The following is a 24,153-nucleotide window of genomic DNA, read 5'->3' as shown; positions in this document are numbered from 1 at the left end:
GTCCCCACCGACTTCGAGTCGGACCGGTCCTGGTGGGACGGCCTGCTCGCCGCGGGTCTCGACGCCGGGCGGCCCACCGTCGTGTCCTCGACCGGCGTGAGCATGTACCTCACCCGGGAGGCGAACACCGCGACCCTCGCGGCGCTGGCCCGCCTCGGACCGGGTTCGACCGTGGCCATGACCTTCCAGCCGCCCTCGGAGCTGCTGAGCGCGCAGGAGCGGAGCTTCCGCGACCTCTCCGCCGCCGGCGCGGCCGCGGCGGGCACGCCGTTCCGCAGCTTCTTCGCTCCCGACGACGTCGTCGCGCTCGCCCGTGCGGTCGGGTTCCGTGAGGCCCGCGTCCTGGGCGCTGCCGAGGTGAACGCCCGGTACTTCGACGGCCGCCCGGACGGACTGCGGGTGACGAGCGCCGAGGAGTTCCTGCTGGCCGCGACGTGAAACCCGCCGGGACCGAACAGGGGAGAGGGCTCCCCCTCGCGGGAGGTTCCGCTCCCGTCCGGGGGCCCGACCATGGGTGCCACACCGCGCCGACCAGGGACGCGGCGGACCCCGCCCCGAGCGGTGGTCCGCCTCCCCGCAGGCGCGCCCCCTGGATCGAGGAGTGCTGACGATGGCTTTCTTCACCGACTCCACCGAGGTGGACCGCTACATCGGCGGGGTCTTCCGTGCCGCGGACGACCACGCCGAGTCCGGCCCCAAGCTGCGCGCCTCGGGCATCTTCCTCAAGGTCTTCTACACCGACCCGGCCACCGAGATGAACGTCGTCATGCGCGAGCCCGCCATCGACGTGAGCCTCGGCGAGACGGAGGAGAAGCCCGACATCACGCTGATGATGAAGGCCGACACCGGCGACAAGTTCTGGCGCGGCGAGTACAACCTCGCGGTCGGTCTCGCCAAGGGCGAGGTCAAGGCCAAGGGCCCGGTGAACAAGATCCTGAAGCTCGTCCCCCTCACCAAGCCGCTCTTCCCGATCTACCGGGAGCTGGTGGCCGAGAAGGACGCCTCGGTCGCGGGCTGAGCGACACGGCGCGAGAGGGAGGACAGGAGAGCATGGCGACGATGCGCGCCGTCCTGTTGCGCAAGGCCCACGACGTACGGGTCGACGACGTCGAGCGGCCCACGATCACCGATCCGGCCGACGTGCTGCTCAAGGTCGAGAAGACCGCGATCTGCGGCACCGACCTGCACCCCTACGAGGGGCGGCTCGAGCTCGAGGAGGACGTCGTCCTCGGGCACGAGTTCCTCGGCACGGTCGTCGAGGTCGGCTCCGCGGTGACGCAGTTCGAGGCGGGCGACCGCGGGGTCGCCTCCTGCGTGGTGAGCTGCGGGAGCTGCTACAACTGCCGGCGCTCCCGGCCCGGCCAGTGCCTCGGCACCCGGATCTTCGGGCTCGGCATCGTGTTCGGCTCGCTCTCGGGCGGCCAGGCCGAGTACGTCGTCGTGCCGAACGCCGACCTGGTGATGCGCAAGATCGACGACGAGGGCAAGGGCAACGACGAGGACAAGCTCTTCGTCGGCGACATCATGGCCACCGGCTACGAGGCCGTCCGCAAGGTGATGCGTCCCGGCGACACCGTCGCGGTCGTCGGCGCCGGCCCGGTCGGGCTCTGCGCCGCGATGGCCGCGAACGTGCTCGGGGCCGGGCAGGTCGCGGTGGTCGACAAGGTCGCCGCGCGGCTGACCGAGGCCGAGAAGATCGGCGCGATCGGGGTCAACGCCGCCGAGACCGACCCCACGGAGGCGATCCAGGACCTCACCGAGTGGCGCGGCGCGGACGTCGTCATCGACGCCGTCGGGCACCCGTCGGCCCTGCTCTCGGCCTGCTCACTGGTGGCCTCCGGCGGCGCGCTGTCGATCCCGGGCGTCTACACCGAGGACTCGATCGAGCTGCCGTTCGGCGAGCTCTACCTCAAGGGCGTGACGATCCACCAGGGCGTCGCGAACATCATCAACTACATGGACGAGACGCTCGCCCTCATCGCGGCGGGCAAGCTCGACCCGAGCCGGTTCATCTCCCACCGGATGCCGATGTCCGAGGCCGCCGAGGCCTACCGGATGTTCGAGGCCCGCGAGGCCACCAAGATCGTCCTGGACCCGACGGCATGACGACGACGGGGGTGCGGCACTTCCCGCTGCGCGAGCTCGGCCCGGACGCGCTCGACGCGTTCACCGAGGTCAAGGGCGTCCACATCGACCTCTCGGGCAGCCGGGACGCCCGCCCGTACGACGTCCTGCTCAGCCACGCCGACCACTGAGCACCCCGCCCCGCTCCTCCGCCGCTCCCCGGCGGAGGAGCGGGCCCCCATCCCCGCACCCGCCAGCCGTAGGAGGTACCGGTGGCCACCGAGGCCCTGTCGAGTGACGCCCCCGCCGAGTGGGACGCCTTCTTCGACGACGATGACGACGCCGAGGACGGGATCGAGTTCATCCCCGCCTCCGGGGAGGGCAAGCCGCCCCACTCGGAGATCGACATCTCGTCCAAGGAGTTCTGGGCGCAGACGTCCGAGGAGCGCGACAAGCGGTTCAAGCAGCTCCGCGAGACCGATCCGGTGTCGTGGCAGCGCCCGGTCGAGGACGCGGTCACCCCCGACCCGGACGACCCGGGCTACTGGGCCCTGGTCAAGCACGCCGACATCGTGCGGGTGAGCCGGGACAACGACACCTTCATCTCCGGTCAGGGCGTGCTGTTCGACCTGCTCCCCGAGATCTTCCTGCAGATGACGCAGTCCTTCCTCGCGATGGACAACCCGAAGCACGACAAGCTGCGCAAGCTCGTCGCCTCCGCGTTCACCCCGAAGCAGGTCCGGCGCCTCGAGCAGCAGATCGCTACGGCCGCGAAGGAGATCGTCGACTCGTTCGCCTCGGACCCCTCCGGCGAGATCGATTTCGTCGAGCGCTGCGGCGAGCGGCTGCCCGAGCGGATCTTCTGCGACATGTTCGGCATCCCCGAGGACATGCGCACCCGGACCGTGAAGGCCGCGGGCGACATCGTCGCGTGGGCCGACCCGGAGTACCTGGCCGGCCGCCCGGCGGACGAGGTGCAGGTGGAGGCCGCGGCCGCGCTGCACGAGATCGCCGAGGAGCTGATCAACGCCCGCAAGGAGAACCCCACCGAGGACCTGTTCTCCTCGCTGATGAACGCCGAGATCGACGGTGAGAAGCTCGACGACTTCGACATCGGGGCATTCTTCGTGCTGATGTCGGTCGCCGGCACGGACACGACGAAGCACACCTCGGCGTTCACGGTCCGCGCCATGACCCACCACCCCGAGCAGCGGGAGTGGCTGATGGCCGATTACGACGGGCGCATCGACACCGCCGTCGAGGAGTTCGTCCGCTACGCCTCGCCGGTGATGACCTTCCGGCGCACCGCGGTCACGGAGACCGAGCTCGGCGGCAAGACGATCCTGCCCGGCGACAAGGTCGTCTTCTTCTACCCGTCGGGCAACCGGGACGCCGACGTCTTCACCGACCCCGAGCGGTTCGACCTCTCGCGCTCGCCGAACCCGCACGTCGGCTTCGGCGGCGGCGGCGTCCACTACTGCCTCGGGAACATGCTCGCCAAGTCGGCGCTGCGGGAGCTCTTCCGCCAGCTGCTCACCCGGCTCCCGGACTTCGAGGCCGGCGAGCCGGAGCTGCTCGGCACCAACTTCATGCGCGGCGTGAAGCGGATGCCGTTCCGCTTCACCCCCGAGACGTAGGCCTGACGAGGAGGGCCCTCCGCTCGGTTCGACCGAGCGGAGGGGCCCGCTCGCTCAGGCGCTCGCGCCGCCGTGCCGGTCCTGCATCTGCCACCACAGCGAGACCGCCTCGGCGCGGTTGGCGGCGCCGAGCTTGCGCAGGATGTGCTTGACGTGCGACTTGACCGTGCCCTCCGAGATGACGAGCCGGCGGGCGGTGCGGGCGTTGGTGTCCCCCGCCGCCATGTGCCGCAGGACCTCGAGCTCCCGCCGGGTGAGCTCGGCCTTCCCGACCGGGACGGGCCCGCCGGCCCGGTGGCCGAAGCCCGCGTCGTGCGACAGGCGGCTCGGGGCCGCCGCCGGGTCCGGCGCCGCCACCCGGGAGCTGCCGAAGGCCGAGGCGATCGGGCCGCCGTGCAGACCCGGCTGACCCAGCCGCGCGGCGATCTCGTCGAGACCGCTGCGCACCGCCCCGACCTGGTCGAGGACCAGCGTCCGCGCGAGCACCTGGCCGAGACCCTCGGCGAAGGTCGCGAGCACCTGACGGTCGGTCTCGTCGAGCTGGCGCTGCTGGTAGTAGCAGTCGCAGTGCAGGAAGCCGACGACCTCGCCGCCGGTGACGATCGGGCTCGCCGCGTAGCTGCGCGACAGCGACGCGTCCGCGATCGGCTTGTGGATGCTCTCGCGCTGCTGGACGTTCTCCACCACCAGCGACACCCGGCGACGCAGGATCTCGCTCTCGGGCAGGGCGGCCGTGACCGTCAGCGGGTTCGCCAGCCCGGCCGCCAGGATCTCGCCGGCCCAGCCCGGGTCGCGCATCACGACCACCTGCTCGGGCACCCAGGTCGAGTCCTCGACGCGGGAGATGATCGCGCGGTCGAAGCCGAGGCCGCAAACCACGTCGGGGACCTTCGCCACGAGGGCGGCCGTCGAGTGGATCTCCGAGAGCGAGGACAGTGCCTCGCGCACCCGGCCGAACAACTGGTTGCGGGTGGCGATGTCGCGGCGCAGCAGCGCGTCGTCGATCGCCTTGACCCGCCGCAACAGGTCCACCGCGTTGGCGGTGATGGTGGGACTCGCCGACATCGTCGACAGGACGTCGTCCCACGCCAGGTCCAGGGCACGGCGCGCGCTGCCGTGGTCGTGCACCGCCTCGGCGCCGACGACGGGGACCGAGCCGGTCACCCGGGAGACTTCGGCGACCAGGTCGACGACGTCCTCGCGGTCGGCGGGCAGCAGGGAGCCGACCCGATCGGGGTCGGGCGTGCCGCCACGTCCGTTGGCCGCCACCGTCATCGCGTCCTCCTCGCCGAGGGCCTTCCCGCGGGTGTAACGCCGAACACACGATACCGATACCCTGAACGCGCGGGGCCATGCCCTCGAACGTGGAGTCACTGATGGATGGCCGCGAGATGATGCAGGTCCGTGACCTGCGAGGAGAGGACCTGGAGCGGCTCGCCGCCTCGTGGCCGAGCGTCCGGATCCGCTTCCTCGTCGAGATCGGCGAGGTCCTCGCCGCGAGCGGGGACGCCGACGTCCTCGTGATCAGCACGGGAGACGCGGTGTGTGCCGCGGCGGCGGCCGGGTACCACGCGCCGTTCGGGGACGCCCGGGTGGTCACCGCCCGTGGGCTCGCGGACCACGCGGCGCTACGCCGGCTGCTCGCTGACGTGGAGGCCCGCTCGGTCCGCCACCGCTGTCTGACCCTGGTCTCGACGGTGGACGTGCTCGACGAGGCGGCCCGCCGGGCCTTCGAGCTGCTGGGCTGGGTGGTGACGGGGGCGGGGGTCACGGTCTGGTCCGAGCGGACCACGCCCGGGGAGCCGGAGTGCTCGGTCGACACCTGGACGGTCCGCAAGGACATCGTCCTGCCCGGGCAACGCGGCCCCGGGCCGTCTCCGCCGCGAGGGGGATGAGCGGGGGGTCAGGCCCGCAGCGCGGCGGCGGTGCGTGCCGCGACGTGCTCCCCGCTGCGGATCGCGCCCTCCACCCACGGCGCGGCCATGTGGTCCCCCGCGAGGTCGATCCCGTGCACGGGCAGGTGGCGGCGCACCTCCGCCAGGCGCGTCACCGACCCCGGCCGGAACGTCGGTGTGTAGGGCCGGTGACGCATGACGACGCGGTCGGTCACCTCGCCGACGACCTCCGGGTGGAGCTTCTCGACGTCGGCCTGCAGCCGGTCGGCGAGCTCGGTGTCGTCGAGGTCCTCGGCGCGTGCCCGGCGGAGCGGGTGTCGAAGCGGCGCATCGACACCAGGTCGCCGAGGTCGGCCGGCCGGGCGAGCAGCATCGGGGCCGCGGTGCGCAGCAGCGAGGCCTTGTCGCGCAGGCCGAGCAGGCGGCTGCGCAGCGGGCCGGTGGCAGACCCGAGGTCGACATGGCGCCACACCTCGTCACGCAGCACGCCGGCGTGGAATCCCTCCCGGGCGGTGGTGAGCCCGGCGATGCCGGCGCCGACGACGGCGACGTCGGTGGTGGCGGCCATGCGCGGACGGTAGGACGTGGCGGGGCCGGGCACGTCCTTCCGCGGGGGCGTCCCCGCCCCCCGATCGGGAGTCCCGCCGCGGGCGCGATCAGGCGGCGCGGCGGCCCAGCCAGCGCCCGAGCAGGCCGGCCGGGCGGTCCTCGTCGGTGTCGCCCACGGCGACGCGGCAGTCCGGGCAGCGCGCCGCGGGCGGGCTGGCGAGCGAGGAGGCCCAGACCGTCTTGGCGCACGCGGAGAGGTGCGCGCCGGACGCCGGGTCGTGGTCGACGACGACGTGGTCCCGCCCGTCGAGCGCGCAGGTCAGCCACAGCGCCCGCACGGTCCGGCCGCGGCCGTCGTGTGCCGAGAGCGAGACGGTGGTCATCACGCGCCCTCGAGCAGGTCGTCGAAGCCGCCGGCCTTGACCTCGGCGAGCAGGCTGCCGAGCTCGCTCCGGGTCAGCAGCAGCACGGGCTCGTCCGGGAAGCGGGAGTTGCGGACCGCCACCCGACCGCCGTCCGCGGAACCCAGGGCCGCGAGCTCGACGCAGTTGCCCAACTTCCCGCTGTGGCGGCTCTTGCGCCACTGCGCGCCGACCAGGCGCGACGCCGAGGTGTGCATGAGCCGGAGCCCCCCGTCTTCTCGCACGTGCTTCATGCTGTGCGAGCGACCGTAACACCGGCTCGCCGCATCTGCATGTGCAGAAGATGACCGCATGTGTTGCCCCCGTCACGGCCCGGCGCGTCGGGGTCGGCGGCTCAGGTCGCGCGGAGCTTGCCGAGCAGGCTCCGGGTCTCCTCGGGGCTGTACGCGTCGATCGTGAGCTCGTCCATGACGCGGGCGTACTCCTCGACCTCGTGGCGGCGGTCGAGGTAGAGCGCGCCGGTGAGGCCCTCGATGTAGGTGATGTCCGGGACGTCGGGCTCGGCGAAGCGCAGCAGTGTGAACGTCGCCTCGCCGCCGTAGCCCGACAGCGCGTTCGGGACGACCTGGAGCGTCACGTTGGAGCGCCGGGACATCTCGATGAGGTGGTCGAGCTGGCGCGCCAGGACGTCGTGCCCGCCGATCGGCCGGTGGAGCACAGACTCGTCGAGGACCGCCCACAGGTGCGGCGCGTCCGGCCGGGCGAGGAGCCGCTGCCGGGCCACCCGCACGCGCACGCGCTCCTCGGTCACCGCGTCGGCGCTCTCCGGGTGTCCGCGGGTGACGATCGCCCGGGCGTAGTCCTCGGTCTGGAGCAGGCCCGGCACGAAGAGCAGCTCGTAGGTCTGGATGCGCACGGCCGCGGACTCGAGGCCGACGTACTCCGAGAACCACTCCGGGACGGCCTCGCCGGAGCGCTGCCACCAGCCCGCCTCGTTGCTTCGCTTCGCGATCCCGAGCAGGTGATCGCGGCGCCCCTCGTCGTGCTCGCCGTAGAGCGTGAGGAGGTCCTCGATGTCGCGGAGCTTGAAGCCGACCTTGCCGGACTCCATGCGGCTGATCTTCGACTCGCTGCCGCGGATGTGGTACCCGGCGGCCGAGCGGGTGACGTCGGCCTGCTCGCGCAGCCGCTTGAGCTGTGCCCCGACGATGATGCGCCGGGCGGTGGGGCCCACGTCGTCGGCGCCGGTCGCCTCGTGCGGGTCGGCAGCCTGCGGATCGGGAGCCTGCTCGGTGGCCACGGATGTCCTCCGGTCGCCCTCGGGGTGGGCCGTCTCGAGGCCGTGGTCACGGCCCGGACCGGGGAGACTACAGGTCGTCGGTGGATTTCCGTACGCTTCGAACCCGATCGCCACGGTGCGCCGACCACGTCATACGGTTCTTTCCCGGGGAGCCGTCGCGCCGGACGAGGGCGCCACGCACGGTGACGAGCAGTGGGGAAACGCATGGCAGGCATGGCCCGATCGGCGCAGCCGACCGCCTCCGGCCCGGTCCGGGTCGATCGGGACGAGGCCAGCATCGCGCGGGTTCACAACGCCACCCTCGGCGGCAAGGACAACTACGCGGTCGACCGCGAGGTCTTCGAGCGGATGCGCGCGGTGGTCCCCGAGGTCCAGCAGCTCGCGCTCGACCACCGTGCCTTCCTCATCCGCCTCACCCGCTTCATCGCGACGCCGACATGGTCACCAGCCCGATGGGGACGGGCCTGTTCCGCACCCGCGCGCAGATCGAGGCGATGATCCCGCCGTCGCTGGAGCTCGTGGACCCCGGCCTGGTGCTGCTCTCCGACTGGTGGCCCGACGGCCCGCGCCTGCGCCCGCTCGTCCCGGCGCAGCGCTGCGCGCTGGGCGCCGTCGCCGTCGCCGTCAAACGCTGACGCCCGGGACTACCCCAGCGCCGCCCGCCGTCGGGCGAGCAGGTCCCGCTCGCCGGGGTTCGCCGTGCCCGCCAGGGCGGCGTCCAGGGCCGCCCGCGCGTCCTCCGCGCGGTCGAGGCGGGTGAGCAGATCGGCCCGGATCGCGTCGCGCAGGTGGTGGCGGGGCAGGTCGAGGCCCTCGACGACGGCGAGGGCGGCCGCCGGGCCCTCGACCTCGGCGAGGGCCACCGCCCGGTTCAGCGCGACGACCGGGCCCGGGTCCAGCACGGCCAGCTGGTCGTAGAGCGCGAGGATCTGCCGCCAGTCCGTCGCGGCCGCCGTCGCGGCGTCGGTGTGGACGGCGTTGATCGCCGCCTGGATCTGGTACGGGCCCGGCGCTCCCCGTCGCAGGCACCGCCGCACCAGCGCGTGGCCCTCGGCGATCATCGCGGCGTCCCAGCGGGTGCGGTCCTGCTCGGCCAGCGGCACCAGGGAACCGTCGGCGATCCGCGCCGGGCGCCGGGCGTCGGTGAGCAGGAGCAGCGCGAGGAGCCCCACCGCCTCGGGCTGGTCGGGCATGAGCTCGACGACCAGGCGCGCCAGCCGGATCGCCTCCGCCGCGAGGTCCGGGCGGTCCGGGGTGCCCGACGTCGCGGTGTGGCCCTCGGTGAACACCAGGTAGAGCACCGCGAGGACGGAGCGCAGCCGGTCGGGAAGGTCGGCCTCGCGCGGCACGCGGTACGGCACCTTCGCGTCGCGGATCTTCGCCTTCGCCCGCACCAGCCGCTGGGCCGTCGTCGCCTCGGAGATCAGGAACGCCCGCGCGATCGCGGGGGTGTCCAGGCCGCCGAGCAGGCGCAGCGTCAGCGCGACCCGCGCGGGGGCGGCGAGCGCCGGGTGGCAGCAGGTGAACAGCATCCGGAGCCGGTCGTCCTCCACCGGGCCCACCTCCTCGTCGGCGACCTCCTCCTCGACGACGACGGCGTGGCCGGCGTCCGCGCCGCCGGCGGCCTCGGCCAGCCGGGCCGCCGCGACCTGGCTGCCCTGCCGCGTCGCCTCGCGCCGCAGCCGGTCGACGGCGCGGCGGCGGGCGGTGGTGACGATCCAGCCGCCCGGGTTGGGCGGCAGCCCGCCGGCGAGGGCGGGCCAGCGCTCGACGGCGACCCGGAAGGCCTCCGCCACCGCCTCCTCGGCCAGGTCGATGTCGCCGAGGAGGCGGGTCAGGGTGGCGACGCAGCGCCCGTACTCCCGGGCGAACACGTCGGCGATCGGCTCGCTCACGGGTCAGTCCTGGAAGGGCCGGACCTCGATCGGCAGCGGGTGGATCGCCCGCGCGAGCCGGCCGGCCCAGTGCAGCGCGGCGTCGAGGTCCTCGGCGTCGAGGATCGTCAGCCCGCCGACCTGCTCCTTGCCCTCGGCGTAGGGGCCGTCGGTGAGCAGCACCTCGTCGCCGCGGGTGCGGACCACGGTCGCGCTGCTCGCCGAGTGCAGGCCGCCCGAGAAGACCCACACCCCGGCGTCGACCATGTCCTGCCGCACCGCCTCGACGTCGCGCATGATCGCCGCGAGCCGCTCCGGGCCGGGACGACGGGCCTCCGGGGCGGTGGGGTCGTCGGGCTGCTGGATGGCGAGCAGGTAGCGGGTCATGGCGTCCTCCTCCGGTGGGCCCGCTGGGTGCGTGCCGTCGCCCCCTCCACGCGCGACGAGGGCGGGATCGACAGCTTCCCGCTGTGACCTGGACCACGTCGACCGGGCCGCGGTGACCCCCACGGTACGAGCAGGCGCTCCGGGCGAACGGGACGTAGCGTCGGGATCCGTGGTCGGGGACGAGGCGCGGCCGAGCTCGGCCACGGACGTCGGCGGGGCGGGCAGCTGGCGGGATCTCCTCGCGGCCGGTCGTCGCGGCACCGTGGCGGTCCTCTGCGGCGGGGTGCTGCTCTTCGCCGTCGACACCTACGTCACGGCGAGCCTGCTGCCCTCCGCGGTCGGGGAGATCGGCGGCGAGCGGTTCTACGCCTGGGTCACCACGGTCTACCTGCTGACCGCGGTCGTCGCCTCCGCGCTCGTCGGTCACCTCCTCGCCCTGTGGCCGGCCCGTCGGGCGTACGCGCTCGCGCTGGTCGCCTTCGGCATCGGGACCTCCGTCGACGCCCTCGCCCCCGACATGGCGGTCCTGCTCGTCGGGCGTGCCCTGCAGGGCGTTGGCGGCGGCCTGCTCGCGGGCCTGGCCTACGCGCTGATCCGCACCGCGCTGCCACGCCGGCTCTGGACCCGGGCGAGCGCCTCGATCTCGGCGATGTGGGGTGTGGGGCTGCTGGTGGGGCCCGCGCTGGGCGGGGTGTTCGCCGAGATCGGGAGGTGGCGCCTGGCGTTCGTGGCGCTGGTCGGGGTGACGCTCGCGGTCGCGGCGGGGGTGCCCGCCGGTCTGCGGCGCTCCTCGCGGGCACCCGCGGTCACCCCGGGGCCGTTCCCGCTCGCGTCGGTGCTGGTCGTGACCGGGGCGGCCGCCGTCCTCTCGGTGTCCGGGCTGGCCGTGTCCGGGTCGGGGGTGACCGGGCGCGGGATCGCCGTGGCGACCGGGGGCCTCGTCGTCGCGCTCGGCCTGCTCGCGGGCCTGGTGGTCGTCGAGCGACGGGCCGGGCTCGCGGGCGCGCGGGTGCTGCCCGCGGCGACCTTCCGGCCGGGAGGCCGGCTCGCCGCCCTGTACCTGACCGTCACCGTCATGATGAGCGTGGCGGCCGTGGAGGCGTTCGTCCCGCTGTTCGGTCAGCGGCTCGGCGGGCTCGCGCCGGTGACCGCCGGGTTCCTCGGCGTGTGCCTCGCCAGCGGGTGGGTCGTGGCCGAGATGGTCAGCGCGAGCGTCGGCCGGGCCCGGTGGTGCGCGACCGCCGGGCCGTCGGCGCTCGTCGTCGGGTTCGCCGTCCTCACCGTCAGCCAGCGCGCGGCGGCGTCCCCGGCGCTGGTCCTGGCGTGGGTCGCCGCGCTCGTCGTGGCCGGCGCGGGCATCGGCGCGGCGTGGCCGCACCTGTCCACCGCGGCGATGGCGCCCGACGGCGATCTCGCGGAGCCCGCGGACGACGGCGAGGGCGACCGGGCCTCGGCCGCGATCACCATGGTGCAGATGCTCGCGTTCGCGCTGGGCGCGTCCTACTCCGGCGTCGCGGTCGCCCTGGGGGGTGACCCCGTGACCTCGGCGCGCCTGCTCTACGGCGGGCTCGGCGTGGTCGCGGTCCTCGGGGCGGTCACCGCCGTCCGCGCCCGCGGTGCCGTCCCGCCGCGGTAGCCGCTACCGCCGCGCCCGCGCGAGCCAGGTGTCCATCCCCTCCCGCCCCGGGTCCATCAGCGGCGGGACGGGCCGATCGAGCGCCTGCGCCTGCTCGCGGACGGTCGAGACCTCCTCGACGGTCCACCCGCGGTCCCCGAGCCAGCGGGCGGGGGCCTCGGGCGGGCCCTCGTCGACGAGGTCGGCGAACTCCAGCGCCGCCGGGTCGCTCCCGACGTGGGCCGACATCGCGGCCGCCGGGTCGCGGTCGGTGTACTCGACCGCCACCGCGCTGCCCGGCGCCGACAGCGCGCCGATCCGGTCGAGGAGCAGGTCGGTGGCCTCGGCGGGCAGGTAGATGAGCAGGCCCTCGACCAGCCACGTCGTCGGCACCGCCGGGTCGAACCCGGCGGCGGACAGCTCCGCGGGCCAGTCCTCGCGCAGGTCGATGCCGACCGAGCGGTGCGCGACGGTCGGGGTCAGGTCCGCCGCGACGGCGTCCCGGAACGCGAGCACCTCGGGCACGTCGATCTCGAAGATCACCGTGCCCGCGGGCCGCTCGAGCCGGTAGGCGCGGCCGTCGAGACCCGCCGCGAGGATCACCACCTGCGCCGTGGCGTAGTCGGCGACGACGCGGTCGAAGAATCGGGTGCGCACCGGGAGGAAGTCGCCCATCGCCGCGGTGAACCCGCCGGCGTCCCCGCGCTCGCGGCCCGGGACCTTCGCGGCGACGTCGTCGCCGACCCGGTCGACGAGGGCCAGCGCGAGCGGGTCGTGGAAGAGCGCGTCCGGGCGGCGGGTCTCGGCGGCGCGCTGGGCCGAGACGACGAGCGCGGTCCAGCCGACGCCCTCGGGAACGGTGAGCGACACGCCCCCGGTGTCCCCGGGGTCGTGAGCACCCGAAACGGGTGCCCTCCCGACACGGCCGTGCCCGGGTCCCACCGCCGCCGCCGGCAGCCGTCACCATCTCCGGCGTGCCGATCGCCCCGAGCCCGTCGCGCGTGGTCCTGGTCGCGGTCCTGGTGGTGCTCCTGGGCAGCTGCGCCGGTCCCGGGAACGCGCCGGCGGCCGCCCCGTCGCTGGCCCCGCCCGCGTCGCCCGCCGCGTCGGCCGCGGCCTCGACGGTGCCGCCGGTCGCCCCCTCGACGCCGGCCCGGCCCGGGACCTTCCCGATCCCCGCCGGCGCCACGATCGTCGTCGACCCCGGGCACAACGGCCGCAACGGGCCCGGCTCCGGCATCGACCGGCCGGTGCCCGACGGCCGCGGGGGAACGAAGCCGTGCAACACCACCGGCGCGAGCAGCGCCGAAGGCTACCCGGAGCACGCGTTCACCTGGGCGGTCTCGCAGGACCTGGCGCAGCGGCTGCGGGCGCGGGGCTACCGGGTGGTGCTCGCCCGCGACTCCGACGACGGCGTGGGCCCCTGCGTCGACGTCCGGGGTGAGGCCGGCGCGCGGGCGCACGCCGCGGCCGTCATCTCGGTCCACGCGGACGGCGGCCCGACGAGCGGCCACGGCTTCCACGTCCTCTACTCGTCGCCTCCGCTGAACCCGGCGCAGCGCGGGCCCGCGCGGGCGCTGGCCGACGCCGCGGTCACCGCGATGCGCGGCGCCGGGTTCACCCCCGCGACCTACATCGGCCGCGGCGGGCTCGACGCGCGCGGCGACATCGCGGGGCTCAACCTCGCGTCCGTGCCCAGCGTGCTCGTGGAGTGCGCCAACCTGCGCAACCCCGCCGACGCCGCGCTCGCCCGCTCCCCGCAGGGCCAGCAGCGCCTCGCCGAGGCCCTGGCGGCCGCGGTCGGGTGACACCCGGTCAGCGGGCCCCGACGGGTGCCCCGACCAGGTCGAGGACCGCCCGCAGGCCGCGCTCGCCGGACCGGTGCTCGGCGGGCAGCACGAACGCGCGGCACCCCACCGTCACCGCGCCGCTGTCGCGGACGGGGTTGTCCCCGACCATGAGCGTGGCGCGCGGGTCGACACCCAGGGAGCGGCACGCCGCGGCGAACACGGCCGGGTCCGGCTTCTCGGCCCCGAGCTCGCAGGACAGCGTCCAGGACCCCACGAGGTGCTCGAGCCCCGCGTGCTGGGCGTGCACCCGGATGTCCCACCCGATGTCCGAGACCACCCCGACCGGCACGTCCCGCGCCGCGAGCGCCTCGAGCACCTCCGCGGCGTCGGGGTAGGGCACCCAGGCGTCGGGGGCGCGCAGGACGTCCACGGCGACGTCCTCGGCGCCCGCCAGCCCCGGGACGTGGGAGAACCAGGCCCGCATCGCGTCGCGGTGGGCCGCGTCGGAGAGGTCCCGGCCCTGCTGCGCAGCCACCACGTCGGGGCGCTCCGCGGCCGCGGCGACGTCGGCGAGGACGACGTCGAGGCCCGGGTCGACGTCGAGGTCGCGTCCGCTCGCCGCCGCCACCCGGGCGAGCCAGGTGCGGGCGTCGACCATGTGGAACAGCGTGTTCGAGAAGTCGAGGAGCACCGCCGCCACCGGCGGGACGCGGGCGCGGCGCTCGTCGTCGGTCGGCTCATAGGCGGTGGCGAGGTCGAACAGGGCACGCACGCCGGTCAGTGTGCCGAACCGGTCGCGGGTTCGGCCGTCACGGCCGCCGGGGGGCCGGGACGGCGGGGGCGACCGCGCGGGAGTCGACGACGAGGGCGGTCGCGTTGTCGTGGCTGCCCGCCGCCCGGGCGGTGTCGACGAGGGTGCGCGCGAGGGCGGCAGCCGGGACGTGCGCGACGAGGCCCGCGAGACGGACGGGGTCGAGGCCGCGGTGCACGCCGTCGCTGGCGAGCACGAGGGACACGGGCGCGGGCACGGCCGTGAGGCCCACCTCGGTGGCGCCGCGCACGGTGCGCACGCTGGTGGTGAGGACGTGCTCGAGGCCTGGGGCGACGGCGACGCCCGCCGCCCGCATCTCGGCCGCGACGGTGTGCTCGTGGGTCAGCGGGTGGAGCGCCCGGCCGTCCCAGGACCAGGCCCGGCAGTCGCCCACCCACGCGAGGCTCCAGGGCGCGTGCACGGAGCCGGGCGCCGGACCGAGCGCGACGCTGAGGGCGGCGTCCCCCGCGATCACCGGGCCGGCCGCGAGCAGCACGTCGCGGGCGGCGAGCACGGCGAGGTCGGCGCGGCCGTCGAGCGCGGCGACCCGGACCGCGTGGTCGGCCGCGGCGCGCGCGGCGAGGGCGGCGGCGGCCGAGTCACCGACGCCGTCGGCGACCGCGACGGCGAGCCGCCCGCGGCCGTGGAAGCCGGCGCAGGCGTCCGCCTGGTGGCGCCGGGGGCCGATCGTCGAGGCGGACCACCACGGCCCGGGCGCCCCCCGCGCGTCCTCGCGCCGATCCGCGGCCACCGCCACGCCCATCGCCCGACCTCCTCCTCGCCGCGTCCCGGTCCCCACCGTGCGCGGGGAGGCTGTGAGGCCGCTGAGTCGGCGGTGTGGTGTCGCCCACCGGCGGGCGCGGGTCAGCCGTTCATGCTGCGGCGGATCTGCTCGAGCCGTGCCTTCGCGGCCGCATCACGGTCGGCCTCCTGCTGGGCCAGCGTGCGGCCCTCCGGGGTCTCGGCGTCGAGCTCGCCCCGGCCCTGCGCCGTCGCGACCCGGCCCTCGATGCGGTCACGCACGAAGTCGAAGGTGGGGACGCCGGCGTCGGTGTAGCCGGTGTCGTTCCCGGTGACCGGCTCGGCCGGCACCGACTCGACGATCTCCGCGTCGACGACCTCCGGGGGCGGGGCCGGATCGGGCTCACTGCTCGTCATGGCGCCAGTCTCCCCGCGCGCCGAGCTTCCCGACAGACCCGGGAATTGAGTCCCTTCGACTCACGTTGCTGCAGTCAGTCGCCCGCAAGGCCGGGCCACCTTCATCGAGGAGGAACCACCATGAGCGCAGCACTGACCTTCTGGGGCCCACGGTCCCCGTTCGCCCCGTTCGGCACCGACCCGACGGCCCTGCTCCGTCGGTTCGCGGCCCCGTCCCGCGCCGCCGAGTCGGCCTGGTACGTCCCGGCCGCCGACGTCGTCCGTGACGGCGAGGACGCGATCGTCCGTCTCGAGGTCCCCGGTGTCGACGTCGCCTCCGACGTCACCGTCGAGGTCGTCGGGCACCGGCTCGTGATCCGCGGCGAGCGTCGCGACGAGCACACCGGCCAGGGCTTCCGCGAGACCCGCCGCGGCTCGTTCCGCCGCAGCTTCTCGCTGCCGGCGCACATCGGTCCGGAGGCCGTGTCGGCCTCCTACGACGCCGGCGTGCTGAGCGTCCGCGTCGCGGGCGTGCACACCGAGCCCGAGTCCCGGCGGATCGCCATCTCCGGGGTCACGTCCGACGAGACCGCCCCGGCCGAGGGCTCCGCGGGCTCCGAGGGCACCGCGCCCGAGGGCCCGGAGGGCTCCGAGGCCTGATCGCCCGGGGGCCTGCGGGTCCCCCACCCGACGCCCGCGGGAGCGGGTGGCCGCACGCGGCCGCCCCGGTCCCGCGGGCGTCGTCGTGTCCGGGGCCGTCGCTAGGCTCTCCGGTGCTCGTCCGCACGATCGTCGGAGACCGGGATGACCTCGCAGGGCCCGCCCCCCGGCCGTCCGGGCCCCGTCCCGCCACGGCCGTCGCCCCCGGCACCCTCGGGGCCGATGCCCCGGCGGTCGACGTCCCAGCCGTCGACGTCCCAGCCGTCGACGTCCCAGTGGTCGACGTCCCGGCGGCCGATGCCCGAGCGCCCGCCCGTCCGCTCGGCCCTCCCGCAGCCGGACCCGCGCCACGCCCCGACGCCGCGCGGCCGGCGTCTCTCGCGGCTGGCCGTCGTCGCCCTCGTGCTCGCGGTCCTCGTCGCACCGGTCGGCCTGGTCCTCGGCCTCGTCGCCCGCCGACGGATCACCCGCTCCGTGGTGGCGCCCGACGGCCGGGCCGCGCTCACCGGACGGCCCGCGGCGACCGCCGCCGTCGTCGTCGGCGTGCTGGTGACCCTCGCCGAGGCGGCCGCGGCCGTCGCGCTGTTCGTCGTGGTGCCCCCGGGCTGGCTGTCGTCGCAGGACCTGTCGGCCGCCGCGGTGCAGGGCACCATCGAGCGGACCGTCCCGCTGCCCGCGGGCTCCGTGCACTGCCCCGGGACGCTGCCCGCGCGGCTCGGCGCGACCCTCGCCTGCACCGCGACGCAGGACGGTGCCGCGGTGCCCTACCGGGCGACGGTCGACTCCGTCGCGGGGCGGGACGTGCACTTCGGCATCACGCGGGGGTAGTGCGCCTCACCAGCGCCAGACGCGCTCCTCGCCGGCCCCCTGCCGGACGATACCGGGCTCGTCGCCGGAGAGGTCGACGACCGTGGTCGGCTCCTTGACCTGGTCGCCCGAGTCCAGGACCGCGTCGACGGCGTTCCCGACCCGCTCGGCCACGTCCCAGCCCTCGGTCGGGGGCTCGGTCTCCCCCGGGAAGAGCAGCGTGCTGGACAGCAGCGGCTCGCCGAGCTCGTCGAGCAGGTCCCGGACCACCGCGTTGTCCGGGATCCGCACGCCGACGGTGCGCTTGCGCGGGTGCGCGAGGCGGCGCGGCACCTCCCGCGACGCGGGCAGGATGAAGGTGAACGGGCCGGGGGTCGCGGCCTTCACCGCGCGGAAGACCGGGTTCGAGACGTCGACGAACTGGCCGAGCTGCGCGAAGTCCCGGCAGACCAGCGTGAAGTGGTGCTTGTCGTCGAGGCGGCGCAGCGTGCGGATGCGCTCCACCGCCTCCCGCGCGTCGATGCGGCAGCCGAGGGCGAAGCCGGAGTCGGTCGGGTAGACGACCAGGCCGCCCTCCCGCAGGAGCCCCACCACCTGCCCGATGGTGCGGCGCTGGGGGTTCTGCGGGTGCACGTCGTAGTAGCGGGCCACTCGTCGAGGGTAGGCACCGCGAAGCTCGACGTGTGGGTGCGCCCGATCGGGGGGAACCGTGACCGAACCGAGACCCGCGACGCGGGCCCGACGACCGTCGGCCCGAGGAGCAGGAGGATCACCATGGGCGCGCACTCCGTCCCCGGCCACCACCCCGGCCACACCCTCACCGCCGCTGCCGGCGTGGCGGCCGCCCTCGTGACGACGGCGACCACGGGAGTCCTCACCGGGGGGACCGCACTCGCCACGGACGGCTCGAACGGCCCGGGCCACGGGCACTCCCACCGGCACCAGGACGACTCCGACTACCAGGTCGACGGGTCCGACGACACGATCGCCTCGCAGCCGCTGTGCGACGTGCTGGGCGACGTCCCGCTCGGGGTCGGGGTGTCGTGCCCGGGCGGCTCGCCCGGTGGCGACTCCTCGTCGGGCCAGGACCAGCAGTCCGCGTCCTCGTCGGACCAGCACGTCCAGGGCGCGAGCGTTCAACGGGCGAGCGCCTCGCCGGCCCCCGCGGCCCCCGCTCCGGCACCGAAGCCGGGGTCGGCCGTCCCGGCCAAGCCGCAGGTCCTCAAGATCGGGGGCTGACGCCAAGTGAGCGGATTTGGTCGCTGAGGCGACCGAATACGTTCCCATGCGGGTACCCGCTCCGTCGTGAGCGTCGTCGACAACGCGGTCTACCGGTCCGGGCGCCGCGAGGCGGAGCCGGACTCCCTCGACGGGGCCCTCGAACTGTTGCGCGACGACGAGTCGCGCGACGGTCGGGCCCGCTCGGGTTCCGACTTCGCCTGGATCGGGCTGCTGCGTCCCGACGACACCGAGATGGCCCGGCTGGCCCGTGACTTCCACCTGCCCGACCTCGCCGTCGAGGACGCGGTCACCGCCCACCAGCGTCCCAAGATCGAGCGGTACGACGACGTCGAGTTCGTCGTCCTGCGGCCCGTCTGGTACGTCGACGAGGACGAGGACGTCCAGGTCGGCGAGGTGCACCTGTTCCTCGGCTCCGACTTCGTGGTCGCCGTCCGCCACGCCGAGCGCCCCGACCTCGCCGGCGTCCGCCGCCGTCTCGAGAACGACCCCGACCTGTTGAAGCTCGGCCCCCGGGCGGTCCTCTACGGCATCCTCGACCGCATCGTCGACGACTACGCGCCCGTCATCTCCGAGCTGCGCCAGGACATCGACCAGATCGAGACCGAGGTGTTCGGCGGCGACCCCGACGTCTCCCGGCGCATCTACCGGCTCTCCCGCGAGGTCATCGAGTTCCAGCGCGCGGTCGACCCGCTGCGGGGGATGCTGCGCTTCCTGCTCGCGGAGACCTCCGAGGACGGCGACCCGGCGGTGGTCGACCTGCACCGCAACCTGCGCGACGTCGCCGACCACGTGGAGCAGGCCGTGGAGGCCGCCGACGGCTACCGGCAGCTCCTCGAGCGCCTGCTCTCGGTCAACGCATCCCTGGTCGGTCAGCGGCAGAACGAGGAGATGCGCCGGCTCTCCGAGACCAGCCTGGCCCAGGGCGAGGAGGTCAAGCGCATCTCGTCCTGGGCCGCGATCCTGTTCACCCCGTCGCTCATCGGCGCGATCTACGGGATGAACTTCGACGACATGCCCGAGCTGCACTGGACGCTGGGCTATCCCTTCGCGCTGGCGCTGATGGTGGTGGCCTCGCTGGTGCTCTACCTGGTCTTCAAGCGCCGGGGGTGGTTGTAGGTGACCCCCGACGAGGCCCGCGCCCGGTTCCGCGCCGGGCTCGCCGTGCCCACCGCGGGCTGGTGTCCCGGCTACACCCAGGCCAACCTCGTCGTGGTCCCGGCCAGGTGAGCACTGATCCGTCTCATAAGGCGGAGCAGTGCTCACGTGCCGTCAGGCACCGGGCGCGCTCGGGACCGGGGGCTCCGCGGGCAGGGCGTCGAGCCCGGCGCGGATGCCCTCGGCGAGCAGCCGGATCTCGTCGTCGCCGACGGTCAGCGGCGGGGACACCGCCACGCCCTTGCCCAGGCCCCGCACGAGGACGCCGGCCTCCCGGGCCCCGCGCAGCAGGGCGTTCGGCGCGTCGGGCACAGAGGAGAGGACCTCCGGGGTCAGCTCCACCGCCGCGAGCAGGCCGAGCCCGGCACGGACCTGCGCGACGTGCGGGTGGTCGCGCAACGGGGCAAGCGCGGCCTCGAGCGCGCCCTCGAGCTGCTGCCCGCGCGGGATGAGGTCCTCGCGCTCGTAGACGTCCAGCGTCGCCAGACCGGCCGCGCAACAGGTCGGGTGCCCGGCGTAGGTCGGGCCGTGGCGCAGGGTGCGCTCGCCCGGCGTCGTCCACCAGGGCGCCGCGACCTCCGGCGAGACCAGCACGCCGCCGAGCGGCAGGTAGCCCGACGTCACGCCCTTAGCGAAGGTCACCAGGTCCGGCTCGACGCCGAAGCGCTCGATCCCGAACCACGTGCCCAGCCGCCCGAACCCGCAGATGACCGCATCGATGACGAGCAGGACGCCGTGGCGGCGGCAGAGCTCGGCGACGCCCTCGACGTAGCCCGGCGGCGGGATGTGCACCCCGCCCGCCCCGGTCACCGGCTCCATGACGAACGCCGCGATGCGCTCCGGGCCCACGTCGGCGAACACCTTCTCCACGCCCTCGAGGTCCTGCGGCGCCACCGTATTCTCGCCGGCGAGCACGCCCCAGCCCTCGCGGTTGGCGGGGATGCCGACGATCGAGGTCCCGTAGCCGTGGGTGCCGTGATAGCCGGTCTCGCGGGAGACCACGTGCACCCGCTGGTGCTCGCCGCGGGCCTGCCAGTACCCGCGGGCCAGCTTGACGGCCGTGTCGATCGCGTCGGCGCCGCCGGAGCCGAAGAAGACCTTGGTCTGGCCGGGGCTCATCGGCGCGAGGGCCGAGAGCCGGTCGGCGAGCTCGAGCGCCGGGCGGTTCGCGATGTCGGCGAAGCACGAGTAGGCCTCCAGCCGGCCCATCTGCTTCATCGCCGCCTCGACGATCTCGGAGCGGCCGTGCCCGACGTTCGCGTACCAGAGGCTCGCGCACCCGTCGAGGTAGCGCCGGCCCGCCTCGTCGTACACCCAGACGCCCTCGGCGCGGTCGACGACGAACTCGTGCTCGCGCACGGCCGCCATGTCGGAGAAGGGGTGCCAGAGGGTTGTCATGGGAGCCGATTGTGGTCGCTCGCGGGCGACGCGGCACCCACCTAGCGTCCCGGGGTGTGGAGGTCCGGCCGTGCCCTGTGGAGGAGGCGGTCACGCTCGCCTTCGAACCGGAGGCCTTCCCCGAGCGCTTCGGGCTGCACCTCGCGCCGGGGTGGGCGGTGCCGGGTGTCCTGGAGCCGACGGTCGAGGCCCTCGAGGGCGGGATCGACCCCGCCTGGCTGGTGCACCTGATCATCGAGGGCGGGGCGGTCGTCGGCATGGGCGGGTTCACCGGCCCGCCGTGCGACGGCGAGGTGGAGATCGGATATCAGGTCGCCCCCGGCCACCGCGGCCGCGGGCTCGCGACGAGGGCGGTCCGCGGCTGGGTGGGCCGGGCCCGCGCCGCCGGGGTCCGGCGGGTGGTCGCCCGCACCGATCGCGGGGCGCGGGCGTCGGCCGCGGTGCTGGCGCGCGCCGGCTTCACCCGCGACCCCGCCCGCGACGATCCCGGGGGCGCTGACACGGCCGGGTGGTGGCGGCTCGAGCTGGGGTGACGAGGTCGACGTGTCGATCCAGGGCCGGTCGGCCATACCCGGAGGCGACGTGCATCGCCTCGCCCCGGCGTACCCCGGGGCCGGTCGATGGAGGACAGTGGAGGGGTGGGCGTGACGGTGGAGGGTGTGGTGCGCAGGACCCTGCGCGTCGCGTCCGGGCGGCCCGCCCGGGTCGTCGCCGGCGGCGTCGTCGTGGCGCTGCTCGTCGTCGGCTGCGTCTGGATCCTGCCGACAATTCGGGCCGCCGGGGCCGCGCTCGCGGCCGCCGACCCGCTCTGGGTCGCCGTCGCGATCGCCTCCGAGGCGGCGTCGATCCTGGCCTTCGCGCTGCTGCACCACCGCCTGCTGCGCGCGGCGATGGTCCGCGTGCGCTTCCGCGCGGTCGTGCTCGTCACCCTCGCCGCGAACGCGCTGCACCTCACGGTGCCCGGCGGGGCCGCCCTCTCGACCGCCTACACCTTCCGCAAGCGCCGGGGCTGGGGCGCCAGCGCCTCGGTGACGACGTGGACCATGGTCACCGGCGGGGTGGCCGCGAGCCTCGCGCTCGCCGGCATCGCCATGGGCTCCGCGCTCGTGGTCAACGGGCGCGCCACCACGCTCGGCCCGCAGGTGCTCCAGCTCGCCGGCGTCGTCGCGCTCGGGACCCTCATCGTGGTGGTCAGCCGTCGTCCCGGCGTCATCACCGCGGCCGGGATCGCCGGGTTGCGGCTGCTCAACCGCGTCCGCCGCCGGCCGCGCGACACCGGCGTGCCGGAGCTGACCACCCAGATCGAGGGCCTCGCGCTCATCGAGCTGCCCGGTCGGGGACGGGTCGTCGTCGGGTTCTCGGCGCTGTTCAACTGGCTGTTCGACATCGCCTGCCTCGCGGCGTGCTCCGTCGCGGTCGGGGCGAACGGCATGACGCTCTCGCTCGTGCTCGTCGCCTACGCGGCGGCGACCGCGGCCTCCAGCGCCGCCTTCCTGCCCGGCGGCCTCGGGCTCGTCGACGGCGCCCTGCTCGCCGCGCTCGTCGCCGGTGGGGTGCCCTCGAAGCCCGCCCTGGCCGCCGTCCTGCTCTACCGGCTGGTCAGCTTCGTCGGGGTCGCCGCGGTCGGGTGGCTCGCCTGGCTGTGGGTCCACGCTCACGGCGACGGCGACGAGGCCCCGCTCGACGACGCCGGCATCGGGGATCCCGCGGACGGCGAGATCCGGACGATGCCCTTCCCCTCGGCCCGCTCCGGGCCGTCGTCACCTGGACGAGTGGTCTGAACGCCGCAATAGCGGTGTGAGCCGTTCGGAGTATCAGGAAGTCCATACGGACGCGCCGTTGTCGGGAGTGGACAGCGTGGGAGCCACCGGTTCCCACCACGGACACGACTGACGGGGGCGTGTGTGAACAGCGGACTGGCGGATCCGGAGTTCGTGCGTCTCGGCGAGGCCCTGCAGGCCCGCGACGGGGCGCAGGGCCGGGTGCGGCGCACCGCGGCGACGATGGCGTGCGCGGTGCCCGCGCTGCGCGATCGGCTGCCGGTGCTCGCGGAGCTCCCGCAGCTAACGGTGAGCTGCTCGCCCACCGCGCTGGGCGACCGCATGGAGGCCCGGTACGGCGGGCGCCGGCAGGGGGTCCCGTGCCGGCTCGCGGTCTCGGTCCTGACGCTCCCGGCCCCGGGCGAGGACTACCTGGCCGGGCCCGCGCGGCAGGCCGTGCGCGTCAACGCCGCCCTGGCGGCCGAGGCGGGCGTGACGTGCCGGCGCATGGGCCGGGTCGAGGCCGAGGTGCGGATCGGCGGCGTGCTGCGCGGCCGCGGCGAGGAGGACCTCGTCGGGGCGGTGCGCGCCGACCTCCAGTCCGGGCTGGTGCAGGCCTGGCTCGCCCGCGACGCCGCGGACGTCACCGAGGTCGTCGCGCTCACCTCCGTCGACGGGCCCTTCGCGCGGCTCGATCTGGTGCTCGCGGCCCCGGGCCGGGAGCACGGCCCCTCCCGCTTCCTGCTCGCCGCGCACCTCGTGTCCGAGTTCGCGGCGCGCGGGGTGCGCCACCTCGCCGTCGACACGGCGCTGTTCCTCGACCCGGCGGCGCGTGACTTCCAGCGCCTCCTGGGCTTCGAGCCGATGATGCTGGACCTCGTGCGCGGCCCGCAGTCCGACGACGACTGCCCGGCGCCGCGCATCTCGCCCGCCTCCGGCCCGGTGCCCACCATCACCGCCGAGCAGCGCCGCTCCGGCTCCGAGTCGCGGGCCGCCGAGCCGGTGGTCGCGCCCGTCGGGTGAGCCCGGGGCCGGCGGCGACCACGGTTCGCCCGCAAGCGAGCGCTCCCCCCGCGCGGCGGGCAGACTCCCAGCCGACACACCACGTCGTGGGAGAGGGGCAGCCGATGCGGATCGCGGTCGTCGCGACCTGCCTCGGGGACGCGCTGTTCCCGCGGGCCCCGATCGCCACCGTCGAGCTGCTGGAGCGGCTGGGGCACGAGGTCGTCTTCCCGGCCGACCAGACGTGCTGCGGGCAGATGCACGTCAACACCGGCTACCTCGACGCCGCGCTGCCGGTGGTGCGCCACCACGTGGAGGTGTTCGGGCGCGCGCTCGACGAGGGGGTCGACGCGGTCGTCGCGCCCTCGGGGTCGTGCGTGGGCTGCGTGCGCCACCAGCACGCGATGGTCGCCCGCCGTGCCGGCGACGAGGGCCTGGCCCGGGCGGCCGAGCAGGGCGCGGAGCGCACCTACGAGCTCTCGGAGCTGCTCGTCGACCTGCTCGGGGTGACCGACGTCGGCGCCTACTACCCCCACCGGGTCACCTACCACCCGACGTGCCACTCGTTGCGGATGCTGCGGGTCGGCGACAAGCCGCTGCGGCTGCTGCGGGCGGTCCGGGGGCTCGAGCTCGTGGAGCTGCCCGACGCCGAGGTGTGCTGCGGGTTCGGCGGCACCTTCGCGGTGAAGAACGCCGAGACGTCCACGG

Annotated in this window: 32 protein-coding genes; 18 read left to right on the top strand and 14 right to left on the bottom strand. The window is 75.1% G+C overall.

All coding sequences use genetic code 11. From position 1 onward, the window contains the following. The 5 genes from VGH76_RS10140 to VGH76_RS10120 all read left to right on the top strand — a co-directional run. A partial coding sequence (locus tag VGH76_RS10140) for a class I SAM-dependent methyltransferase (protein WP_331556543.1) occupies positions 1-438 on the top strand: 438 nt, incomplete at its 5' end. Between the two features lie 172 nt (positions 439-610). Then, positions 611-1,018 carry an SCP2 sterol-binding domain-containing protein gene (locus tag VGH76_RS10135; protein WP_331556542.1) on the top strand — a complete coding sequence of 136 codons (408 nt, stop codon included), beginning with the start codon at positions 611-613 and terminating at the stop codon, positions 1,016-1,018. Between the two features lie 32 nt (positions 1,019-1,050). Beyond that, positions 1,051-2,106, top strand: a complete 1,056-nt coding sequence (locus VGH76_RS10130) for an alcohol dehydrogenase catalytic domain-containing protein (RefSeq protein ID WP_331556541.1) — start codon at positions 1,051-1,053, stop codon at positions 2,104-2,106. Continuing rightward, positions 2,103-2,255 carry a hypothetical protein gene (locus VGH76_RS10125; RefSeq protein ID WP_331556540.1) on the top strand — a complete coding sequence of 51 codons (153 nt, stop codon included), beginning with the start codon at positions 2,103-2,105 and terminating at the stop codon, positions 2,253-2,255. Before VGH76_RS10130 ends, VGH76_RS10125 begins: the two co-directional genes overlap by 4 nt. Positions 2,256-2,336: 81 nt before the next feature. Then, positions 2,337-3,701 carry a cytochrome P450 gene (locus VGH76_RS10120; RefSeq protein ID WP_331556539.1) on the top strand — a complete coding sequence of 455 codons (1,365 nt, stop codon included), beginning with the start codon at positions 2,337-2,339 and terminating at the stop codon, positions 3,699-3,701. A gap of 54 nt (positions 3,702-3,755) precedes the next feature. On the opposite strand, the gene VGH76_RS10115 is transcribed toward VGH76_RS10120, so the two are convergent. Further along, positions 3,756-4,976, bottom strand: a complete 1,221-nt coding sequence (locus tag VGH76_RS10115) for a LuxR C-terminal-related transcriptional regulator (RefSeq protein ID WP_331556538.1) — start codon at positions 4,974-4,976, stop codon at positions 3,756-3,758. 101 nt (positions 4,977-5,077) lie between these two features. Between VGH76_RS10115 and VGH76_RS10110 the strand changes: the two genes are divergently transcribed. After that, entirely contained in the window at positions 5,078-5,596 is a 519-nt protein-coding gene (locus tag VGH76_RS10110; protein ID WP_331556537.1) for a hypothetical protein, read from the top strand. 8 nt (positions 5,597-5,604) lie between these two features. Here the strand turns inward: VGH76_RS10110 and VGH76_RS10105 are convergent, their stop codons facing one another. The 5 genes from VGH76_RS10105 to VGH76_RS10085 form a co-directional block, all read right to left on the bottom strand. Then, entirely contained in the window at positions 5,605-5,856 is a 252-nt protein-coding gene (locus VGH76_RS10105) for an FAD-dependent oxidoreductase (protein ID WP_331556545.1), read from the bottom strand. Beyond that, the gene (locus VGH76_RS10100) at positions 5,808-6,164 is read right to left on the bottom strand and encodes a hypothetical protein (RefSeq protein WP_331556546.1); all 357 of its coding nucleotides are present in this window, start codon (positions 6,162-6,164) and stop codon (positions 5,808-5,810) included. The genes VGH76_RS10105 and VGH76_RS10100 overlap by 49 nt, the downstream gene beginning before the upstream one ends. Before the next feature lie 88 nt (positions 6,165-6,252). Then, positions 6,253-6,528, bottom strand: a complete 276-nt coding sequence (locus VGH76_RS10095) for a hypothetical protein (protein WP_331556536.1) — start codon at positions 6,526-6,528, stop codon at positions 6,253-6,255. After that, complete coding sequence (locus tag VGH76_RS10090; protein WP_414637702.1) at positions 6,528-6,791, bottom strand: DUF397 domain-containing protein; 264 nt, start codon at positions 6,789-6,791, stop codon at positions 6,528-6,530. The genes VGH76_RS10095 and VGH76_RS10090 overlap by 1 nt, the downstream gene beginning before the upstream one ends. A 110-nt stretch (positions 6,792-6,901) precedes the next feature. Beyond that, entirely contained in the window at positions 6,902-7,807 is a 906-nt protein-coding gene (locus VGH76_RS10085) for a helix-turn-helix transcriptional regulator (protein WP_331556535.1), read from the bottom strand. A gap of 204 nt (positions 7,808-8,011) precedes the next feature. On the opposite strand from VGH76_RS10085, the gene VGH76_RS10080 reads away from it, so the two are divergent. After that, the gene (locus VGH76_RS10080; RefSeq protein WP_331556534.1) at positions 8,012-8,305 is read left to right on the top strand and encodes an SAM-dependent methyltransferase; all 294 of its coding nucleotides are present in this window, start codon (positions 8,012-8,014) and stop codon (positions 8,303-8,305) included. Continuing rightward, positions 8,260-8,442, top strand: a complete 183-nt coding sequence (locus VGH76_RS10075; protein ID WP_331556533.1) for a hypothetical protein — start codon at positions 8,260-8,262, stop codon at positions 8,440-8,442. The genes VGH76_RS10080 and VGH76_RS10075 overlap by 46 nt, the downstream gene beginning before the upstream one ends. Positions 8,443-8,451: 9 nt before the next feature. Here the strand turns inward: VGH76_RS10075 and VGH76_RS10070 are convergent, their stop codons facing one another. Together VGH76_RS10070 and VGH76_RS10065 are read right to left on the bottom strand one after the other, a co-directional pair. Further along, complete coding sequence (locus tag VGH76_RS10070) at positions 8,452-9,702, bottom strand: RNA polymerase sigma factor (protein ID WP_331556532.1); 1,251 nt, start codon at positions 9,700-9,702, stop codon at positions 8,452-8,454. 3 nt (positions 9,703-9,705) lie between these two features. Next, the gene (locus VGH76_RS10065; protein WP_331556531.1) at positions 9,706-10,068 is read right to left on the bottom strand and encodes a YciI family protein; all 363 of its coding nucleotides are present in this window, start codon (positions 10,066-10,068) and stop codon (positions 9,706-9,708) included. 169 nt (positions 10,069-10,237) lie between these two features. Between VGH76_RS10065 and VGH76_RS10060 the strand changes: the two genes are divergently transcribed. After that, a complete protein-coding gene (locus tag VGH76_RS10060; protein WP_331556530.1) occupies positions 10,238-11,704 on the top strand; it encodes an MFS transporter in 1,467 nt (488 codons plus the stop codon). Positions 11,705-11,707: 3 nt separating this feature from the next. Here the strand turns inward: VGH76_RS10060 and VGH76_RS10055 are convergent, their stop codons facing one another. Continuing rightward, positions 11,708-12,553 (bottom strand): SAM-dependent methyltransferase, encoded by an 846-nt coding sequence (locus VGH76_RS10055; RefSeq protein WP_331556529.1) that lies wholly within the window; start codon positions 12,551-12,553, stop codon positions 11,708-11,710. 104 nt (positions 12,554-12,657) lie between these two features. Here VGH76_RS10055 and VGH76_RS10050 point away from each other — a divergent pair, with 104 nt between their 5' ends. After that, complete coding sequence (locus VGH76_RS10050; RefSeq protein WP_331556528.1) at positions 12,658-13,491, top strand: N-acetylmuramoyl-L-alanine amidase; 834 nt, start codon at positions 12,658-12,660, stop codon at positions 13,489-13,491. A 7-nt stretch (positions 13,492-13,498) separates the two neighbouring features. On the opposite strand, the gene VGH76_RS10045 is transcribed toward VGH76_RS10050, so the two are convergent. The 3 genes from VGH76_RS10045 to VGH76_RS10035 all read right to left on the bottom strand — a co-directional run bounded on the left by VGH76_RS10045 (position 13,499) and on the right by VGH76_RS10035 (position 15,442). Beyond that, complete coding sequence (locus VGH76_RS10045; protein WP_331556526.1) at positions 13,499-14,245, bottom strand: HAD-IA family hydrolase; 747 nt, start codon at positions 14,243-14,245, stop codon at positions 13,499-13,501. A 37-nt stretch (positions 14,246-14,282) separates the two neighbouring features. After that, positions 14,283-15,047: a serine/threonine protein phosphatase gene (locus VGH76_RS10040; RefSeq protein ID WP_331556525.1), complete on the bottom strand. Its 765-nt coding sequence runs from the start codon at positions 15,045-15,047 to the stop codon at positions 14,283-14,285. A 101-nt stretch (positions 15,048-15,148) separates the two neighbouring features. After that, positions 15,149-15,442 carry a hypothetical protein gene (locus tag VGH76_RS10035; protein ID WP_331556523.1) on the bottom strand — a complete coding sequence of 98 codons (294 nt, stop codon included), beginning with the start codon at positions 15,440-15,442 and terminating at the stop codon, positions 15,149-15,151. Between the two features lie 120 nt (positions 15,443-15,562). Between VGH76_RS10035 and VGH76_RS10030 the strand changes: the two genes are divergently transcribed. Together VGH76_RS10030 and VGH76_RS10025 are read left to right on the top strand one after the other, a co-directional pair. After that, positions 15,563-16,081, top strand: a complete 519-nt coding sequence (locus tag VGH76_RS10030; protein ID WP_331556522.1) for an Hsp20/alpha crystallin family protein — start codon at positions 15,563-15,565, stop codon at positions 16,079-16,081. Positions 16,082-16,378: 297 nt separating this feature from the next. Further along, on the top strand, positions 16,379-16,909 hold the full coding sequence (locus tag VGH76_RS10025) for a DUF4333 domain-containing protein (RefSeq protein ID WP_331556520.1): 531 nt from the start codon (positions 16,379-16,381) through the stop codon (positions 16,907-16,909). A gap of 6 nt (positions 16,910-16,915) precedes the next feature. On the opposite strand, the gene VGH76_RS10020 is transcribed toward VGH76_RS10025, so the two are convergent. Next, the gene (locus VGH76_RS10020) at positions 16,916-17,539 is read right to left on the bottom strand and encodes an L-threonylcarbamoyladenylate synthase (protein ID WP_331556519.1); all 624 of its coding nucleotides are present in this window, start codon (positions 17,537-17,539) and stop codon (positions 16,916-16,918) included. Between the two features lie 123 nt (positions 17,540-17,662). Between VGH76_RS10020 and VGH76_RS10015 the strand changes: the two genes are divergently transcribed. Together VGH76_RS10015 and corA are read left to right on the top strand one after the other, a co-directional pair. Then, positions 17,663-18,127, top strand: a complete 465-nt coding sequence (locus VGH76_RS10015) for a hypothetical protein (protein ID WP_331556518.1) — start codon at positions 17,663-17,665, stop codon at positions 18,125-18,127. Positions 18,128-18,193: 66 nt separating this feature from the next. Continuing rightward, complete coding sequence (corA, locus tag VGH76_RS10010) at positions 18,194-19,246, top strand: magnesium/cobalt transporter CorA (RefSeq protein ID WP_331556517.1); 1,053 nt, start codon at positions 18,194-18,196, stop codon at positions 19,244-19,246. 153 nt (positions 19,247-19,399) lie between these two features. On the opposite strand, the gene VGH76_RS10000 is transcribed toward corA, so the two are convergent. Continuing rightward, positions 19,400-20,683, bottom strand: coding sequence for an aspartate aminotransferase family protein (locus tag VGH76_RS10000; protein ID WP_331556516.1), 1,284 nt, complete (start codon positions 20,681-20,683; stop codon positions 19,400-19,402). Positions 20,684-20,760: 77 nt separating this feature from the next. Between VGH76_RS10000 and VGH76_RS09995 the strand changes: the two genes are divergently transcribed. From VGH76_RS09995 to VGH76_RS09980, 4 genes are all read left to right on the top strand, one after another. Further along, positions 20,761-21,216 (top strand): GNAT family N-acetyltransferase, encoded by a 456-nt coding sequence (locus VGH76_RS09995; protein WP_331556515.1) that lies wholly within the window; start codon positions 20,761-20,763, stop codon positions 21,214-21,216. Positions 21,217-21,327: 111 nt separating this feature from the next. Further along, a complete protein-coding gene (locus VGH76_RS09990) occupies positions 21,328-22,464 on the top strand; it encodes a lysylphosphatidylglycerol synthase transmembrane domain-containing protein (RefSeq protein ID WP_331556514.1) in 1,137 nt (378 codons plus the stop codon). Between the two features lie 123 nt (positions 22,465-22,587). Next, on the top strand, positions 22,588-23,466 hold the full coding sequence (locus VGH76_RS09985; protein WP_331556513.1) for a hypothetical protein: 879 nt from the start codon (positions 22,588-22,590) through the stop codon (positions 23,464-23,466). A gap of 104 nt (positions 23,467-23,570) precedes the next feature. After that, positions 23,571-24,153 (top strand): (Fe-S)-binding protein (locus VGH76_RS09980; protein WP_331556512.1); only part of this gene is annotated, 583 nt, incomplete at its 3' end.

Source organism: Actinomycetospora sp. (genome assembly GCF_036497585.1).
In the GTDB taxonomy this organism is placed as follows: Bacteria; Actinomycetota; Actinomycetes; order Mycobacteriales; family Pseudonocardiaceae; genus Actinomycetospora.
This window is presented reverse-complemented; position numbering and strand designations above follow the sequence as displayed.